Raw genomic sequence first — 17,214 nt, forward strand, 5'->3', positions numbered from 1 at the left:
TGAGTCAATAAAAGCCCGTTGCCAGCGGTCAAGGCTGAGGAGCTTAGAAGTAGGGCGTAGCCAAGAAAGCTGCGCATCATACACGAACTGGGCGCTGTTTTCAGCGCCTATTGCGGATTTATCAGGCTTTGTGCCGCCTGTAATAGGCGCCTGCGTGAAGTGAGAAAATGCCAGCGCTTGCCGCCCATTTGCCGCCACAAGACGGCAGCCCTAATACCGGCTAACAGCAGGGCACGAATTTTGTCGGCGTTGTCGCTGCTTTGCAGGTGTATGGCGTTGCCGCTCACGTGTATGCGGCTTTTGTAGGTGCTAATCGTATCCTTATAAACTGCTGCAACACTGGTCGATATCGTGTTGATATCATTAGTAAAATGCTCTGAGTTAAAGTGTATGTGCTGCAATCTGTTTGCAATGATTTTAAGCTGATCGGCATCTTTACTGAGCTTGCCCTCTAAGTGAATCATGGCCAATGCATAGCGTATTACTGAGCGATAGCTGCCGTTAGTGCTACCTGCTAGCGCGGTGATAAGCAGCTTTAGGCCGGGCTCTACACCGTAGACTCCGCCATAAATGGCGGCGGGATGCTCGCTATCAAAGGCAAATAGGCTTTGCAGTAGCGGGTTGAAGGCTTCAGGCTGTGCCTTGCCGGTTACCGCTATTTGATCGACTAATTGAGCGCTTTGCAGCAGTGCGGCCAGCGCTAGAGCCTGGGATTGGCTAGGGCTTAAATCTTGCAAGGTTTTCCTTAAATATTAATAGCTTAGGGCTTTGTGTTAATGGCTTGTTCAATAATGCCGCCGCCTAGACATATGTCGTCTTGGTAAAGCACCAGAGATTGCCCTGGAGTAATGGCGCGCTGGGGTTCATCAAACAGTACTTGGTAGCCATCGCCATCGGCCAGTATTTGGCAGGCTTGGTCTTGCTGGCGATAGCGTGTTTTCGCCATACAGCGCAAGGGCAGCTCTGGGGCTTGATGGTTAATCCAATGTATTTCGCTGAGTAATAAGCCGGTCTTGTATAGCCTAGGGTGGTGCTTGCCTTGGGCGATAATTAAAACATTGCGGCTCAGGTCTTTGTCTACCACATACCAGGGCTCGTCTCCGGCGCCTTTTACGCCGCCTATGCCTAAGCCTTGGCGCTGACCTATGGTGTGGTACATCAGGCCGCTGTGTTCACCCATGGGATTGCCATCTACGTCTTCTATGGCACCGGGTTGAGCGGGTAGGTACTGTTCTAAAAAGTCTTTAAACCGGCGCTCGCCTATAAAACAAATGCCGGTGCTGTCTTTTTTGTTGTGGGTGACCAGGTCGTGCTGTTCGGCTAGGGCCCTCACGGCAGGTTTTTCCATTTCGCCTACTGGAAATAAGGTTTTGCCTATTTCTTCGCCGCCTACGGCGTGCAAAAAGTAGCTTTGATCTTTGTTGTCATCCAGGCCTTTTAATAGCTGGGCGTTGTTATCGTCCGCGGAGCGGCGCACATAGTGGCCGGTGGCGATATAGTCAGCCCCCAGGGTGAGGGCGTATTCTAAAAAGGCTTTAAATTTAATTTCGCGGTTGCACAGTATGTCAGGGTTGGGTGTGCGACCGGCTTTGTATTCGGCTAAAAAATGCTCAAAAACATTATCCCAGTATTCGGCGGCAAAATTGGCGGTATGCAGTTTTAAGCCCAGCTTTTGGCAGACTTGCTCGGCGTCGGCGAGGTCATCTTTGGCAGTGCAGTACTCGGTGCCATCGTCCTCATCCCAGTTTTTCATAAACAAGCCTTCCACCTCATAGCCTTGTTGCTGTAACAGTAGGGCGGCAACGGAGGAGTCTACGCCGCCGGACATGCCGACGATAACTTTTGCTGGGGTGTTAGGAGTGTGTGTCATGAGGTTGCTTAGTTGTGTGAATGGCTGTTAGCGATATATAAAATCTAAAGGGTAGCGGTGGCCGTTGCGGTACTGCTCTATGGCACTTAGCACTAAGCGCGAGCGTAGTTTATCAGAGCTGGCGACTAATTCCTCGTAACTCATCCATACCGCCTGAATGATGCCATCATCTAGCGCGCGCTCGGGGTGGTGTTTAAGCGCCTTGCCGTAGAAAGTGGTGCGGTGGTAGGTAATGCTGTTATGGGGTGACTCATACAGCGCGACACCTAATAGGCCTTGCAGCTCTATGTCCCAGCCGGTTTCCTCTAGGGTTTCGCGTACTGCGGCCTGTTCTAGGGTTTCGTTAGGGTCTAGGTGGCCAGCGGGCTGATTGTAGACTTGCTCGCCATTGGATAGTTCTTCTACCAATAAAAATTTTTCATCACGCTCAATAACCGTTGCAACGGTTACGTGTGGCTGCCATTCCATATTACTACTCTTGGGCTTAAATATTTGGCTGTGCATTATAAGCGGCGGCCGCGTTTAGTGGTATGCCGTTTGTGCGAGTTTTTGTTTTTTGGGCGCTGTTTGGTGGTTTTTTTAGCTGTTTGCGGAGCGTGAACCTGTAGTTCTTGGTATTGGCCTGGGTTGATGCCGTCCAAGTTCCAGCTGCCTATGCGTACGCGAACTAGCCGCAAGGTGGGGAAGCCGGCGGCGGCAGTCATACGTCTGACTTGGCGGTTGCGGCCTTCGGTAATGGTGATTTCTAACCAAGCGGTAGGTATATGTTGGCGTTGTCGCACTGGCGGGTTGCGTGGCCATAGCTGGGGTTCGGCGATGCGGCTAACTTGCGCGGGTAGGCAAGGACCATCACTTAGCAGTATGCCTTGCTGCAGTGGCTTGAGGTCCTCATCTCTGGGCTGCCCCTCTACTTGTACCCAGTAAGTTTTGGCTAATTTGTGAGCGGGGTGGCTGATGCGATGCTGCAGTGTTCCGTTATCAGTAAGCAGCAGTAAACCTTCTGAGTCGTAGTCTAGACGGCCTGCGGGGTAGCAGTCTTTTATATTGGGCAGGTAGCGTTTTAAAGTGTCGCGGCCAGCATCGTCAGTGAACTGGCTAAGCACATTAAAGGGCTTGTTAAATAGAATAAGTTTGGACATAAGAAAATATTTAATGGGTATGCAATTAATATTACCAGCTATCAGAACAGATAGCTTGCTGCTATAATCCGCGCGCTTTCATAGCGGTGAGGTCGTGAAACGTAGCAATCAAAAATTGCTAACAGCAGGGCCTCGGGCGACATAGCCATTACAGCATAGGAATTATTATGACCGATAAACGTTCAACCATCGTCTATACCCAAACAGACGAAGCACCTGCCTTAGCCACGTATTCTTTACTCCCCATTGTTAAAACATTTACCCAAGCTGCAGACATTGATGTTGTGTCTAAAGATATTTCTGTTGCGGCAAGAATCTTGGCGAGTTTTCCCGAAAATTTAACCGATGATCAAAAAGTGAGCGACACGCTTGCTGAATTGGGCGAGCTTACTCTTAAGCCCGAAGCCAATATTATTAAACTGCCCAATATCAGCGCGTCTATTCCACAGCTAAAAGCCGCTATTGCTGAGTTACAGGCACAAGGTTTTGATATACCCGCTTACCCTGATGAGCCTCGTAGCGAAGAGGAAAAAAGCATACAAAGCCGTTATACCAAAATTTTAGGCAGTGCGGTCAACCCCGTGTTGCGTGAAGGCAACTCAGATAGACGTGCGCCACCAGCGGTTAAACAATATGCTCGTACTAACCCTCATAAAATGGGTAAGTGGAGCCCTGCATCGCGTACCCATGCGGCCTATATGCGTGGTGGAGATTTTTATTCTAGCGAGCAATCCTGCACGGTTGCAGAGGCCTGCACGGTACGTATAGAGCATACTAATACTGCAGGTGAGACCAAGGTTTTAAAAAGTAATATTGATTTACTGGCTGGTGAAGTTATTGATGCCATGCGCATGAGCAAAAAAGCATTATGTGCCTTTCTTGAAGAGCAAATTCAAGACGCCAAAGAAACTGACGTGTTGTTATCGTTGCACGTAAAGGCCACTATGATGAAGGTTTCTCACCCCATTGTTTTTGGCCATGCAGTAAAAGTTTTTTATAAAGAAATTTTTGAAAAATATGCCGAAACTTTTGAAGAGATCGGTGTTAACCCTAACAATGGTTTAGGTAATGTTTACGAAAAAATCAAACAGCTACCGCGTACCTTACAAGAAGAGATAGAGCGCGATATACGTGACATCTATGTCGATAGGCCGCCTTTAGCAATGGTTAATTCTGATAAAGGTATTTCAAACCTACATGTACCTAGTGATGTTATTGTTGATGCGTCCATGCCGGCAATGATACGCGAGGGTGGTAAAATGTGGGCGCCCGATGGCAAATTAAAAGATACCAAGGCCATTATGCCCGAAAGCACTTACGCCACGATTTATCAAGAAATGATCAATTTCTGTAAAACCCATGGCGCCTTCGATCCCACCACTATGGGCACTGTGCCCAACGTAGGTTTAATGGCGCAAAAAGCAGAAGAGTATGGCTCTCACGATAAGACCTTTGAGGTTGAGGTCGAAGGTGTTATTCGGGTAATTGATCAAAATGATAAGGTGATCTTTGAACACAGCGTTGAAGAAGGCGATATATGGCGCATGTGTCAGGCTAAAGATCTACCTATACAGGATTGGGTGAAGCTAGCGGTTAACCGCGCCAGAGCCACCGGTGTGCCAGCCATATTTTGGTTAGATGAAAACCGCGCTCATGATGTGCAAATGATCAAAAAGGTTAAAAAATATCTAAAAGATCACGATACCGAAGGCCTACGTATACGCATTATGGCGCCAGTTATGGCGATGCGTTTTACCCTAGAGCGTATTATTAAAGGTAAAGATACCATTTCGGTAACCGGTAATGTGCTAAGAGATTACTTAACCGATTTGTTCCCGATTATGGAGTTAGGCACCAGTGCGAAAATGCTTTCCATCGTTCCTTTAATGAACGGCGGCGGCATGTTTGAAACAGGTGCTGGCGGCTCTGCACCTAAGCATGTGCAGCAATTTACCGAAGAAGGGCATTTACGCTGGGATTCCTTGGGTGAGTTTTTGGCCTTGGCGGTATCTTTGGAAGATATAGCCCACAAGAACAACAACGGCAAAGCGCAGGTGCTGGCTAAGTGCTTAGATCAAGCCACGACAAAATTCTTGCAAGAGAATAAGTCGCCACAGCGTAGGGTGGGGACTTTAGATAATCGCGGCAGTCATTTTTATTTAGCCTTATACTGGGCGCAGGCGCTGGTTGCGCAAAATGATGATCTTCAGTTGCAGCAGCAGTTTAAGCCCCTGCTAGAGGCGTTAAGCAGTAACGAGGCGGTGATTATAGAAGAGCTCAATGCCAGCCAAGGACAGGCTATTGATATAGGTGGCTATTACCACCCAAATAGTGCTAAAACGGAAGCCGCCATGCGTCCCAGTAGCACTTTGAATGCAGCATTGGCCTCTTTCGCCTAAACTAACGGGCCAAGATGCGCGTTTGGCTATTGTAGCCATCGATAATGAAAATTTGTAAGGAGCATTAGCATATGCCTTATCAACACATAAAAGTACCTAGCGTAGGTGAGAAGATCACCGTCAATGCTGATAACACATTAAATGTGCCTGATCAGCCCATTATTCCTTTTATTGAAGGTGATGGCATAGGTGTAGATATTAGCCCTGTTATGATTAAAGTTGTCGATGCTGCCGTTAAAAAGGCTTACAACGGCAGTAAGCAAATCAGCTGGATGGAAGTGTATACCGGTGAAAAAGCTGCTGAGCTATACGATGGTGACTGGTTTCCCGCGGAAACGCTGGAGGTATTAAAAGACTATTCGGTAGGCATTAAAGGGCCGCTAACCACCCCTGTGGGCGGGGGCTTTCGCTCGCTGAATGTTGCCTTGCGTCAGGAGCTGGATTTATACACGTGTTTGCGCCCTGTGCGCTGGTTTGAAGGCGTGCCTTCGCCCGTTAAAGAGCCTGAAAAAACCAATATGGTGATTTTCAGGGAGAACAGTGAGGATATTTACTGTGGTATAGAGTGGCGTGCAGGTACCGACGAAGCCACCAAGGTGATTAAGTTTTTACAGGAAGAAATGGGTGTTACCAAAATCCGTTTTGATACCGACTGTGGTATAGGCATTAAGCCTGTTTCTAAAGAGGGTACCCAGCGCCTGGTACGTAAAGCCTTGCAATACACTATCGATCAAGACCTGCCTTCATTAACCTTGGTGCACAAGGGTAATATCATGAAGTTCACCGAAGGTTCGTTTAAGGATTGGGGCTATGAGTTGGCCCAGGCTGAGTTTGGCGCTGAGTTGTTAGATGGCGGCCCATGGATGAGCTTTAAAAACCCCAACACTGGCAAGCAGATAGTAGTAAAAGACGTGATTGCTGACGCTATGTTGCAGCAAGTGTTATTGCGCCCCGATGAGTACAGCGTTATAGCAACATTAAACCTTAACGGTGATTATCTCTCTGATGCATTGGCAGCGCAGGTGGGGGGTATAGGTATTGCTCCCGGTGCCAATCTAAGCGATAAAGTAGCTATCTTTGAGGCTACCCATGGCACTGCGCCTAAGTATGCTGGTCAAGATAAGGTGAATCCTGGTTCATTAATCCTTTCGGCAGAAATGATGTTGCGTCACTTGGGCTGGAATGAGGCGGCGGACTTGATTATTGATGGTATGAATAATGCTATACAGGCAAAAACCGTTACCTATGACTTCGATCGTTTGATGGAAGACGCAACTCTACTGTCTTGCTCAGAGTTTGGCGAAGCAATTATTAAAGGTATGTAACCGTTAAACCCCTGGTGGCTTTTTGGTTGCTAGCATTTAGTTATTGCTAGTAGCCGCTGGGGGTTAATTTGCTGCTAGCTCGGGTTCTTGTTGTTCGGGGCTAGGCTGCTTTTCTGTTTGGGGTTCAACCGCCTGAATCTGGGTAGCGTGTAAGCCCTTGGGGCCTTGCTCAGTTTCAAACGTGACAGTTTGACCCGCTTTTAGTGTTTTATAGCCGTCCATATCGATAGCTGAGTAATGGGCAAAAATATCGCCACCACCATCTTCCGATAAGATAAAGCCATACCCTTTTGCATTGTTAAACCACTTGACCATTCCTGTGTACATGAAGAGGCCCTTTTATTATTGCCTTAAAAGGCGTATTTGTTTCATTAACACCACCTAATTTATTATTATGAGGTGCCGCTCTCTCTGTTCCTAAGAAGTAGAAACGCCTTCCTATTTAACATTTTTTGATCAATAGTCAAGAGGTCTGGCTGAAATATAATCAAATTGGGTAAAATTGACCCACATTTTTGTAATTTTTAAAGATATGAGCATAGTTATGGGTAAACATGAAAATCTTCTACTAACATTATCTATGAGTGATGACGAAGATTTACCAAACTACGATGATGGTGATCTAGCACTTGAGTACGCTAAGCCGGAATTAAAGCGGCCTCGGATGTATCGGGTAGTGTTGCTAAACGATGATTATACCCCGATGGAATTTGTGGTAGAGGTTTTAGAAACTTTCTTCAATATGGATAGGGAGCAGGCAACGCAGGTGATGCTAACGGTACATACAAAGGGTAAGGGAATCTGTGGGCTTTATACTCGTGATATCGCGGAAACTAAAGCCGAGCAGGTGAATCAATATGCCAGAGAGTGTCAGCATCCGCTATTGTCGGAAGTTGAGCCTTCTGAAGACTAAGCAAACGTAATTATGTTTCGGAGTATACGTCTATGCTAAGCAAAGACCTTGAACTGACATTAAATCAGGCATTCAAAGGGGCCCGTACCAAAAGGCATGAATTTATGACAGTAGAGCATTTGCTACTGGCATTAATTGATAATGATATCGCTGCTGATGTATTAATGGCCTGTGGCACTGACCTAGGCCGCCTACGTACAGATTTGGTCGACTTTGTCGACTCCACTACACCGCTGATTCCCGAGCGAGACTTAGAGCGTGAAACGCAACCAACCCTAGGTTTTCAGAGAGTGCTGCAAAGAGCAGTATTTCATGTTCAGTCCTCGGGCAAAAAAGAAGTCACCGGTGCTAATGTTTTGGTGGCGATTTTTTCTGAGCAAGAGAGCCAGGCTGTCTATTTTCTTAAACAGCAAAGCGTCGCTCGTTTGGATATTGTTAATTATATTACCCATGGTATTTCCAAGGTGGCCGGCCATAGCGATCACAGTTTAGAGCACGACCGTACCCCGCTTGATGAGGATGGCGTGGCTACTGAGCAAGATCAAAGGCCGCTGGATAATTACGCCACCAACTTAAATGAAGAGGCCAAGCTGGGCCGTATAGACCCATTGGTGGGGCGTGATACTGAGGTTGAGCGGGTCGCGCAGATACTATCGCGCCGCCGCAAAAATAATCCCTTATTAGTGGGTGAGTCCGGCGTAGGTAAAACCGCTATCGCTGAGGGCTTGGCCAAGATGATAGTCGATGGCGAAGTCCCTGATATTTTAAAGGAGAGCACGGTTTACTCCTTGGATATGGGCGCTTTATTGGCTGGCACTAAATACCGCGGTGACTTTGAGAAGCGCTTTAAAGGCCTGCTGGCAGATTTAAGACGACGCGAGCACGCTATTTTATTTATCGATGAGATTCATACCATCATCGGTGCCGGTGCAGCTTCGGGTGGGGTGATGGATGCCTCTAACTTATTAAAGCCCCTGTTAAGCTCAGGGCGTTTGCGTTGCATAGGCTCCACCACCTTTCAGGAATACCGCGGTATTTTTGAAAAGGACAGGGCGCTGAGCCGCCGCTTTCAAAAAGTGGATGTGGCTGAGCCCTCGGTTGAGGACACCTTTAAGATTCTAAAGGGCCTAAAAAGCCGTTTTGAAGAGCATCACGACCTGCAATATACCGATAAAGCCTTGCAGGCCGCCGCAGAATTGTCGGAGCGCTATATTAACGACAGGTTTATGCCTGACAAGGCCATAGACGTTATTGACGAGGCAGGGGCCTATCAGCGCCTGCAGGCGCCAGACAAACGCAAGAAGGTGATCAATGTTGCCGAGATAGAAAGCATAGTGGCAACCATTGCGCGTATACCGCCTAAGTCTGTTTCTTCCAACGATAAAGAGCAGCTGCTCAAGTTAGAAGACAATTTAAAAATGGTGGTGTTTGGTCAGGATGAGGCCATAGGCTCGTTGGCCACATCTATCAAAATGGCTAGGGCTGGCTTAAAGCCGGTGCAGAAACCCATAGGTTCATTCCTATTGGCCGGGCCTACCGGTGTAGGTAAAACCGAGGTGACAGCGCAGCTGGCTAAAATTCTTGGCTTAGAGTTAATACGCTTTGATATGTCTGAGTATATGGAGCGCCATACGGTGTCACGCTTGATCGGTGCGCCTCCGGGTTATGTGGGCTTTGATCAGGGGGGCTTGTTAACCGAGGCGGTCACTATGCACCCTCACAGTGTTGTGTTGCTTGATGAGATAGAAAAAGCGCATCCCGAAGTGTTTAACCTGTTATTACAGGTTATGGATCACGGCACACTTACAGACAACAACGGCAGAAAAGCTGATTTCAGAAACGTAATCTTTATCATGACTACCAATGCCGGTGCTGAAAATATCAGTCGCCGCTCTATAGGGTTTTCTGAGCAAGATCATAGTACCGATGCCATGGAAGCGATTAGCCGATTGTTTACTCCAGAGTTCCGTAACCGTTTAGATGGCATAGTGCAGTTTAAGGCTTTGCCGGAAGAAGTGGTGTTAACTGTGGTGGATAAATTCTTAGTTGAGCTACAAGGGCAGCTGGATGACAAGTCAGTTACTTTGCATGTTGATGACAGTGCTAGGCGCTGGTTGGTTAGCGAAGGCTATGACAAAACTATGGGTGCAAGACCTATGGCTAGAGTCATACAAGAGCATATTAAAAAGCCACTGGCAGAAATGGTGTTGTTTGGCGCGCTTTCAGAGAAAGGCGGCATAGTACATATCAGTGAGAGTGCTGGTAAGTTGGTACTAGAGGTGGAGGAAGCAGAAGAGGCGCTGGTATAAGCGCCTCGGCAGGCAATTAGCGGGCGCGGTAGGTGATGCGGCCCTTGCTTAAATCGTAAGGAGTCAGTTCTACGCGAACTTTGTCACCTGTTAAAATGCGTATATAGTTTTTGCGCATTTTGCCTGATATGTGAGCTGTTACTATGTGGCCGTTCTCTAATTCTACACGGAACGTTGTGTTAGGTAGGGTGTCTATCACCTCACCTTCCATTTCAATTTGATCTTCTTTTGCCATTCGGCACTTACCTCGATGGTTTAAATACAATCGCCTAGCCGACGAAAAACTGCGCGCATTGTACCTAAAATCACCTGAGAATCAAAAGAGAATTAATTTAGCTGCAGCCATTGCTGGTTTATATAAAGCTCTAGTGGCCTAAAAGCTGATTTATAACGCATTTTTTGGCAGTTTTTAATCCAGTAGCCTAAGTAGAGTGCGTGTAGCCCTAAGCGGCTGCACTCTTCTAGTTGCCATAAAATCATATAAGTGCCCAAGCTGCGCTTGTCGTGATCGGGGTCGAAAAAGCTATATACCGCTGATAATCCTTGCTCTAGCTGATCAGCCAGGGCAACGGCAATAAGCTGCTCCTTTAAGCGAAAAGTAAAATAACGGCTGTAGTTGTTAGGGGTGCAGAGAAAGTTCACATAGTCAGGGCGGCTGGTGGGGTACATGTCGCCATCGGCATGACGCAGGTTGATGTATTTCTCAAATAGCGCATAGCACTCATCATTATCTATAGAGCTTACTTCCTGGCACTGCAGGTCGGCATTGCGTTTGTGTATGCGGCGTTGCTGCCGGCTGGGGCAAAATGATTGGCAGGGTATGCGTATGGAGATGCATTGCTGGCAACTAGCACAGTGGGGGCGATAAATATTATTGCCGCTGCGCCTAAAGCCAAAGTCGGATAGGGCGCTGTACAGGGGTTGCTCTACCTTTTGTTCTGGATCTAAAAACAGGGTGGTGGCTAATTCTTGCGGTAAATAGCTGCAGGGGTGTTCACGGGTGCTATAAAATTTTAGTTGCTCTAGATTGATTAGCTCTCTGTTAGACATGCTGAGGGCCCCGCCAATTCGCCTGCCAGTCGCTAACGCCAGCTTTTAAGATGTAGTTTTGCAGGTGGTGGTTAAATCGGCTGCGGTCTATTTCCTCGGCCCCCAGTGTTGTTAGGTGGGGGTTGGCGACTTGGCAGTCAATTAATGGGTAGCCCCAGGCGGCTAAATTTTGCGCCAGAGCGACAAAGGCTATTTTTGAGGCGTCAGTGCTATGGCTAAACATGGATTCACCAAAAAATACTTGCCCTATATTAATACCGTATAAGCCACCGACCAAGCGGTCATTATGCCAGACCTCTACAGAGTGAGCGTGGCCTTGTTGGTGCAGGGTGGTGTAGGCGGCAATGATGTCATCGCTAATCCAGGTGCCGGGCTGGCCCTTTCTGGGTGTGTCGGCGCAGGCTTGGATTACCGCTATAAATTGCTGGTCACAAGTGACGGTAAATTCTTGTCGTTTTAAGCGCTTGTTGAGGCTTTTGGATATATGTATGTGTTGGGGGAAGAGCACCGCTCTAGGGCTGGGTGACCACCACAGTATAGGCTCGCCGGGTTCATACCAAGGGAATATGCCCTGTTGATAGGCCAGCAATAAGCGCTGCGGGTTTAAATCTGCCCCGGCGGCCAGTAGGCCATTGGGTTCGGTTAGAGCGGTATCGGTGGGTGGGAAATACAGCTCGTCGGGGTCCAGCCAGGGCAGTGTGGTCATTAATTGTTAAGCTAAATCGTCTAGGTAACGCTCGGCATCCAGTGCTGCCATACAGCCTGCGCCTGCTGAAGTTACGGCTTGACGATAGATATGATCCGCCACATCGCCAGCGGCAAAAACGCCCTCTATAGAGGTGCCTGTGGCATTGCCTTCTAAGCCGCTGTTGATTTTGATATAGCCGTCTTTCATATCCAGCTGGCCGGCAAAAATATCGGTATTGGGTTTGTGGCCTATAGCAATAAATACACCTTCTACATCTATGCTGGTGATACTGTCATCTTTGGTGCTGCGCAGATTTAAGCCGCTTACGCCCATGTCGTCGCCCGTTACTTCATCTAGAGTATGGTTCCACATAATGGTGATATTGCCGTTTTTCTCTTTTTCAAACAGCTTGTCTTGCAGGATTTTCTCAGCGCGCAGGCCTTCACGGCGGTGTACCAGGGTGACCTCGGAGGCAATATTGGATAGGTATAGTGCTTCTTCTACGGCCGTGTTACCGCCGCCTATAACTGCAACTTTTTTATCCCTGTAGAAAAAACCATCGCAGGTGGCGCAGGCGCTAACGCCTTTGCCCATAAAGGCTTGTTCTGATTCTAGGCCCAGGTATTGGGCTGAGGCGCCAGTACAAATAATCAGCGCATCGCAGCTGTAAGTGGCGCTATTGCCTTTTAGGATAAAGGGGCGTTGTTGTAGCTGGGCTTCTTCAATGTGGTCAAATAGAATCTGGGTGTCAAAGCGCTCGGCGTGCTGCTGCATGCGCACCATCAAGTCGGGGCCTTGTAAGCCTTCTACGTCACCTGGCCAGTTATCAACCTCGGTAGTCGTGGTGAGCTGGCCACCTTGCTGCATGCCGGTAATTAATACCGGGTTTAAGTTAGCCCGGGCAGCATAAACAGCAGCGGTGTAGCCGGCAGGACCGGAGCCTAAAATGATCAGTGGATGGTGCTGGATATCGCTCATATAAAACCTGTGTATTGTGTGAGTGTGGTGAGGCGGTTGAATTGTATACAGTGGGCGCCTATGCAGCCCACTATCATAATTCAAATCCAGATAGGGCTAAAGCCTTTATCTGTGATTGAGTCGCTAGCTTAATTGGCCATCAGGGGCAGCAATTTAGCTGTGTAGGTGATAATATTGGGCCAATTTTTAAGAATAAAAGCCTTGCAAGGCAAAGGAATAATTGGCTTTGAATAAACCAGTTACTGCTGAAAAATCTACTCAAAATATTGCCGCCGAAAAATTTGCCCCACGCTTGCGCGAAGGGGCGTTGATTGGGGTGTTTGCGGTATTTGTCTATTTGCTCGTTGCCCTGTTGACCTATAACTCAGCTGACCCAGGCTGGTCAGATACCGGCAGTGGCCAAAGCCTGGCTAATCGCGGCGGCCCCACGGGCGCATGGCTGGCGGATGTGTTTTTCTCACTGTTTGGCTATATGGCTTATTTGTTCCCGTTAATGTTGGGTTATAGGGCTTCTATATTATTTAGGGAGCGCTATCGCCAAGGGCCTTTTAACTGGTGGACCTTTTTTATACGAGTGCTGGGCCTGCTAATGGTTATGGTGGCCAGTACCAGTTTGACGGCGATAGGGGATGTATCGAGTTCTGAGCTGCCTTTTGGTAACGGCGGCATCCTAGGTCAGGCAGTTGCCAGTAGCGCCGTAGCTGCTTTCAGTGTGTTTGGTGCTCGGCTGATTTTGCTGGCTTTATTGTTATTTGGTATGACTATTTTTACCGACCTTTCTTGGTTGCGGTTAATGGATAAACTTGGCGCTGTAACACTCAGCATTAGCTCATATATACGCGATCGCGCCGTTCAGTATTGGCGCAGTCGGCAGGAAAAGAAAACCCAGCAAAAAGTGCAGCAAGAGCGCAAGGTGGTTATTGCCAAGCATGTGGAAGAAAGCAAAAGCAAAAAGCCGCCAGTGATTAAACCCATGCCTAAGCAGCAGCCGGTGGTCAGTGAGCGCAAAGAGCGCGAGCGCCAGCAGCCTTTATTTGATGCCCCCATCACTGGCAGTTTGCCGCCCTTAAGCTTATTAAACCCTGCTTGCAATGCCTCCAAAAAGGGTTACTCCACCGAAGCCCTAGAGGCCATGTCAAAACTACTGGAGCATAAACTAAAAGACTTTGGCGTAGTCGCCGAAGTGGTGGAAGTTTTCCCCGGCCCGGTGATTACTCGTTTTGAAATACAGCCTGGTACCGGTGTAAAAGTCAGTAAGATAGTGGGCATAGCCAAAGACATTGCTCGCTCTTTGGCTGTAATTAGTGTGCGGGTGGTAGAGGTCATACCGGGTAAGCCGGTAGTGGGTATAGAAATACCCAATGAGGACAGAGCCATTGTTAACTTCCACGATGTGCTGTCATCTAAAGATTATGATGAATCTAAATCACCACTCACCTTAGCCCTGGGCCATGATATTGCCGGTGAGCCGGTAGTGGCTGACTTAGCCAAAATGCCGCACTTGTTAGTTGCCGGTACCACCGGTGCCGGTAAGTCGGTTTTGATTAACGTAATGCTACTGAGCTTGCTTTATAAATCCACGCCCGCAGATGTGCGCTTTATTTTGGTAGATCCAAAAGTTATAGAGCTCACGGTTTACAATGGCATCCCCCATTTATTAACCCCCGTAATTACCGATATGAACGAGGCCGCCAACGGCCTGCGCTGGTGTGTGGCCGAAATGGAGCGCCGCTATAAATTATTGGCGGCACTAGGGGTGAGAAACTTAGCGGGCTTTAACCGCAAAGTGGCCGAGGCCAAGGCGGCCGGTGAGCCTATTATGGATCCCTTTTATGTGCCCGCTGAAGACTATGTCCACGTTGATGGGGTAGAGCCGCCCAAACAACAGGAGCTGGAAAAACTACCGGCCATAGTTGTGGTGATAGATGAATTTGCCGACATGATCATGACGGTAGGTAAAAAAGTTGAAGAGCTTATCGCCCGTATCGCACAAAAGGCCAGGGCGGCTGGTATACATTTAATATTAGGTACTCAGCGCCCTTCGGTGGATGTTATTACGGGTCTAATCAAAGCCAACGTGCCCACCCGTATGGCTTGTCAGGTGTCTTCGCGGGTGGATTCGCGCACCATACTGGACCAAGGTGGTGCCGAGCAGTTATTGGGCAAAGGCGATATGCTATTTTTGCCACCGGGCACCAGCTTACCTATACGGGTGCATGGCGCTTTTGTGGATGATGATGAAGTGCACAGAGTGGTTGCCGAATGGAAACGCCGTGGCGAGCCTGCTTACATCGAAGGCCTGATCGATGATGGTGCCAGCAATAATATACCCGGCATAGCCAACGAAGGCGGTGATAGTGGCGCGGATGAATCCGATGCCCTCTACGACGAAGCGGTACATTTTGTTACCTCCAGTCGTCGCGCTTCTATTTCGGCAGTGCAGCGTAAGCTGCGTATAGGTTATAACCGCGCCGCAAGGCTAATTGAAACCATGGAGTCGGCCGGTGTGGTCAGCGAAATGGGCCATAACGGTGCTAGAGAAGTTTTAGCGCCGCCACCTGCTGAATAGCATAGGGTTTAAAGTGATTAAACGAGTTTTTAAGCTGACTACCGTATTACTATGGCTAAGCGCCGCATGCTCTTATGCTGATGATACTGCTGAAGTGCAGGGCAGTGCTGCCAGTTTATTAGCGCAGCAACTGCAAGATACCCAAACGCTGCAGGCGCAATTTCTGCAAACCATTAGCAATGACAAAGGTCAAGTATTACAGCAGGCCAGCGGCAAGCTGATAGTGAAAAAACCGCAGCAATTCTATTGGTTAACGGAACAGCCCTATGAGCACCTTGTTGTCACCGATGGCGAAAGCCTATGGTTATACGATATAGATTTAGAGCAGGTTAACAAAGAAAGCTATAGCAGTAATATAGATAAGGCGCCGGCCTTGTTGCTTAGCGGTGACATAGCAGCGATACAAAAAAATTATCAAGTCTCAGTGTTGGCGAAAGATGGTAGCAGTATTAGTTTTCAATTGCTGCCTAATGCCAGCGACAGCGCTTTTTCACAGCTAGCCATAAGTTTTCAGCAGCAAAAAGTTACTCGCATGGTGTTGAAAGATAATTTTGAGCAAACGACCAGTATTTCGTTTTCAGAAGTTGAAATAAACTTGCCGGTAGCTGATCAGCAATTTAAATTTACCCCGCCTGCGGGCGTAGAAGTGATAGTGAATGAGCGCTGATTTATTTAGCCAGCAGCCGGTGTATCAGCCCTTAGCGGCTAAACTGCGGCCTACTCAGTTAGATCATTACATAGGGCAAGAGCACCTATTAAGCAAGGGCAAGCCCCTGTGCGAGGCTTTGGATAGCGGGCAAATGCACTCCATGATTTTATGGGGGCCGCCGGGTGTGGGTAAAACCTCCTTGGCCAAGTTAATCGCCAAGCTATGCAAGGCACATTTTATTACTATTTCGGCAGTGCTCTCCGGGGTTAAAGAAATCCGCGCTGCGGTAGACCAAGCCAAGCAATATCAAGCCCAGCAAAAACAAACCATTTTATTTATTGATGAAGTGCATCGCTTTAATAAATCTCAGCAAGATGCTTTTCTGCCCTATGTGGAAGATGGCACTTTTTTGTTTATCGGTGCTACTACTGAAAACCCCTCCTTTGAATTAAACAACGCACTGCTTTCCCGTACCCGCGTTTATAAGTTGCGCGAGCTTAGTGAGTCTGCCATTAGCGATATTTTAAGCCGTGGTATCGCCTCGCTGCCCGGTGTTGAAATAGCCCCAGCCCAGCTTGCCCGATTGGCGCAAGCCGCTGATGGCGATGCCAGAAGAGCTCTAAATTTATTGGAGCTGGCTGCAGAATTAGCCGCTGGCGAAAGCATCACAACCGCCGTACTCGATGAGGTCTTAGAAGGCTATGTGCGCCGTTTCGATAAGGGCGGCGACTTGTTTTATGAGCAGATATCCGCGCTGCATAAATCCGTGCGTGGCAGCTCTCCCGATGGAGCCCTGTATTGGTTCTGCCGCATGATAGATGGCGGCTGCGACCCTTTTTATATTGCCCGGCGGGTAGTGCGCATGGCCAGTGAAGATATAGGCAATGCCGACCCCAGAGCTTTAGAAATAGCCCTCAACGCCTGGGATGTGCAGCAGCGCCTAGGTAGCCCAGAAGGGGAGTTAGCCATAGCGCAGGCGGTGGTGTATTTAGCCAGCGCAGCTAAAAGTAATGCGGTTTACAGCGCCTATAACCAAGTGATGGCCGATATTAAAAGCCAGCCCAGCTATGAAGTACCGGTACATTTACGCAATGCCCCCACCAGCTTGATGAAGGATATGGACTACGGCGCCGAATATCGCTACGCCCATGACGAGCCTAACGGCTATGCCGCTGGTGAAAACTACTTACCCGAAGCCCTCAAAGACCAGCGCTATTATCAGCCTGTACCCAGAGGCTTGGAGTTGAAAATAGCCGAGAAGCTAAATAACCTGCGCGAACTTGATAAAACAAGTAGAATACGCCGCTATCCGGAGCCCTAAGCTG

General features: G+C 48.3%; 16 protein-coding genes. 7 read left to right on the top strand and 9 right to left on the bottom strand.

Annotated elements, in window-relative coordinates; genetic code table 11:
* Positions 1-107 precede the first annotated feature (107 nt).
* From hflD to NO559_RS03515, 4 genes are read right to left on the bottom strand one after another with little or no spacing between them, the layout of a single operon-like run.
* The gene (gene hflD, locus NO559_RS03500; protein ID WP_258330404.1) at positions 108-737 is read right to left on the bottom strand and encodes a high frequency lysogenization protein HflD; all 630 of its coding nucleotides are present in this window, start codon (positions 735-737) and stop codon (positions 108-110) included.
* 23 nt (positions 738-760) lie between these two features.
* Entirely contained in the window at positions 761-1,870 is a 1,110-nt protein-coding gene (gene mnmA / locus NO559_RS03505) for a tRNA 2-thiouridine(34) synthase MnmA (protein ID WP_258330405.1), read from the bottom strand.
* A gap of 27 nt (positions 1,871-1,897) precedes the next feature.
* Complete coding sequence (locus NO559_RS03510) at positions 1,898-2,338, bottom strand: NUDIX hydrolase (protein WP_258330406.1); 441 nt, start codon at positions 2,336-2,338, stop codon at positions 1,898-1,900.
* A 35-nt stretch (positions 2,339-2,373) separates the two neighbouring features.
* On the bottom strand, positions 2,374-3,009 hold the full coding sequence (locus NO559_RS03515; RefSeq protein ID WP_258330407.1) for a pseudouridine synthase: 636 nt from the start codon (positions 3,007-3,009) through the stop codon (positions 2,374-2,376).
* A 167-nt stretch (positions 3,010-3,176) separates the two neighbouring features.
* Between NO559_RS03515 and NO559_RS03520 the strand changes: the two genes are divergently transcribed.
* Together NO559_RS03520 and icd are read left to right on the top strand one after the other, a co-directional pair.
* Complete coding sequence (locus NO559_RS03520; RefSeq protein ID WP_258330408.1) at positions 3,177-5,408, top strand: NADP-dependent isocitrate dehydrogenase; 2,232 nt, start codon at positions 3,177-3,179, stop codon at positions 5,406-5,408.
* Positions 5,409-5,479: 71 nt separating this feature from the next.
* Entirely contained in the window at positions 5,480-6,733 is a 1,254-nt protein-coding gene (gene icd / locus NO559_RS03525; protein ID WP_258330409.1) for an NADP-dependent isocitrate dehydrogenase, read from the top strand.
* Between the two features lie 63 nt (positions 6,734-6,796).
* On the opposite strand, the gene cspD is transcribed toward icd, so the two are convergent.
* The gene (cspD, locus tag NO559_RS03530; RefSeq protein ID WP_258330410.1) at positions 6,797-7,060 is read right to left on the bottom strand and encodes a cold shock domain-containing protein CspD; all 264 of its coding nucleotides are present in this window, start codon (positions 7,058-7,060) and stop codon (positions 6,797-6,799) included.
* A 217-nt stretch (positions 7,061-7,277) separates the two neighbouring features.
* On the opposite strand from cspD, the gene clpS reads away from it, so the two are divergent.
* Both clpS and clpA read left to right on the top strand, forming a co-directional pair.
* The gene (gene clpS, locus NO559_RS03535) at positions 7,278-7,646 is read left to right on the top strand and encodes an ATP-dependent Clp protease adapter ClpS (protein ID WP_258330411.1); all 369 of its coding nucleotides are present in this window, start codon (positions 7,278-7,280) and stop codon (positions 7,644-7,646) included.
* 32 nt (positions 7,647-7,678) lie between these two features.
* Positions 7,679-9,955, top strand: coding sequence for an ATP-dependent Clp protease ATP-binding subunit ClpA (clpA, locus tag NO559_RS03540; protein ID WP_258330412.1), 2,277 nt, complete (start codon positions 7,679-7,681; stop codon positions 9,953-9,955).
* A 16-nt stretch (positions 9,956-9,971) separates the two neighbouring features.
* Here the strand turns inward: clpA and infA are convergent, their stop codons facing one another.
* The 4 genes from infA to trxB all read right to left on the bottom strand — a co-directional run bounded on the left by infA (position 9,972) and on the right by trxB (position 12,671).
* Positions 9,972-10,190: a translation initiation factor IF-1 gene (infA, locus tag NO559_RS03545; protein ID WP_258330413.1), complete on the bottom strand. Its 219-nt coding sequence runs from the start codon at positions 10,188-10,190 to the stop codon at positions 9,972-9,974.
* 92 nt (positions 10,191-10,282) lie between these two features.
* On the bottom strand, positions 10,283-11,005 hold the full coding sequence (locus NO559_RS03550) for an arginyltransferase (RefSeq protein WP_258330414.1): 723 nt from the start codon (positions 11,003-11,005) through the stop codon (positions 10,283-10,285).
* Positions 10,998-11,711 carry a leucyl/phenylalanyl-tRNA--protein transferase gene (gene aat / locus NO559_RS03555; protein ID WP_258330415.1) on the bottom strand — a complete coding sequence of 238 codons (714 nt, stop codon included), beginning with the start codon at positions 11,709-11,711 and terminating at the stop codon, positions 10,998-11,000. The genes NO559_RS03550 and aat overlap by 8 nt, the downstream gene beginning before the upstream one ends.
* Positions 11,712-11,717: 6 nt before the next feature.
* Positions 11,718-12,671: a thioredoxin-disulfide reductase gene (trxB, locus tag NO559_RS03560; RefSeq protein WP_258330416.1), complete on the bottom strand. Its 954-nt coding sequence runs from the start codon at positions 12,669-12,671 to the stop codon at positions 11,718-11,720.
* Positions 12,672-12,891: 220 nt separating this feature from the next.
* Here trxB and NO559_RS03565 point away from each other — a divergent pair, with 220 nt between their 5' ends.
* From NO559_RS03565 to NO559_RS03575, 3 genes are read left to right on the top strand one after another with little or no spacing between them, the layout of a single operon-like run.
* The gene (locus NO559_RS03565) at positions 12,892-15,240 is read left to right on the top strand and encodes a DNA translocase FtsK (protein WP_375542732.1); all 2,349 of its coding nucleotides are present in this window, start codon (positions 12,892-12,894) and stop codon (positions 15,238-15,240) included.
* A 13-nt stretch (positions 15,241-15,253) separates the two neighbouring features.
* Complete coding sequence (gene lolA / locus NO559_RS03570) at positions 15,254-15,907, top strand: outer membrane lipoprotein chaperone LolA (protein WP_258330417.1); 654 nt, start codon at positions 15,254-15,256, stop codon at positions 15,905-15,907.
* Complete coding sequence (locus tag NO559_RS03575) at positions 15,897-17,210, top strand: replication-associated recombination protein A (RefSeq protein ID WP_258330418.1); 1,314 nt, start codon at positions 15,897-15,899, stop codon at positions 17,208-17,210. The genes lolA and NO559_RS03575 overlap by 11 nt, the downstream gene beginning before the upstream one ends.
* The last annotated feature ends 4 nt before the right edge of the window (positions 17,211-17,214 follow it).

It is taken from the genome of Dasania sp. GY-MA-18, assembly GCF_024734385.1.
Taxonomy (GTDB): domain Bacteria; phylum Pseudomonadota; class Gammaproteobacteria; order Pseudomonadales; family Dasaniaceae; genus Dasania; species Dasania phycosphaerae.

Bases quoted from the DNA above. Each gene is read 5' to 3' on its own strand.
- mnmA (WP_258330405.1), bottom strand. From the start codon at position 1,870: ATGACACACACTCCTAACACCCCAGCAAAAGTTATCGTCGGCATGTCC.
- NO559_RS03510 (WP_258330406.1), bottom strand. From the start codon at position 2,338: ATGGAATGGCAGCCACACGTAACCGTTGCAACGGTTATTGAGCGTGAT.
- NO559_RS03515 (WP_258330407.1), bottom strand. From the start codon at position 3,009: ATGTCCAAACTTATTCTATTTAACAAGCCCTTTAATGTGCTTAGCCAG.
- NO559_RS03520 (WP_258330408.1), top strand. From the start codon at position 3,177: ATGACCGATAAACGTTCAACCATCGTCTATACCCAAACAGACGAAGCA.
- icd (WP_258330409.1), top strand. From the start codon at position 5,480: ATGCCTTATCAACACATAAAAGTACCTAGCGTAGGTGAGAAGATCACC.
- cspD (WP_258330410.1), bottom strand. From the start codon at position 7,060: ATGTACACAGGAATGGTCAAGTGGTTTAACAATGCAAAAGGGTATGGC.
- clpS (WP_258330411.1), top strand. From the start codon at position 7,278: ATGGGTAAACATGAAAATCTTCTACTAACATTATCTATGAGTGATGAC.
- clpA (WP_258330412.1), top strand. From the start codon at position 7,679: ATGCTAAGCAAAGACCTTGAACTGACATTAAATCAGGCATTCAAAGGG.
- infA (WP_258330413.1), bottom strand. From the start codon at position 10,190: ATGGCAAAAGAAGATCAAATTGAAATGGAAGGTGAGGTGATAGACACC.
- NO559_RS03550 (WP_258330414.1), bottom strand. From the start codon at position 11,005: ATGTCTAACAGAGAGCTAATCAATCTAGAGCAACTAAAATTTTATAGC.
- aat (WP_258330415.1), bottom strand. From the start codon at position 11,711: ATGACCACACTGCCCTGGCTGGACCCCGACGAGCTGTATTTCCCACCC.
- trxB (WP_258330416.1), bottom strand. From the start codon at position 12,671: ATGAGCGATATCCAGCACCATCCACTGATCATTTTAGGCTCCGGTCCT.
- NO559_RS03575 (WP_258330418.1), top strand. From the start codon at position 15,897: ATGAGCGCTGATTTATTTAGCCAGCAGCCGGTGTATCAGCCCTTAGCG.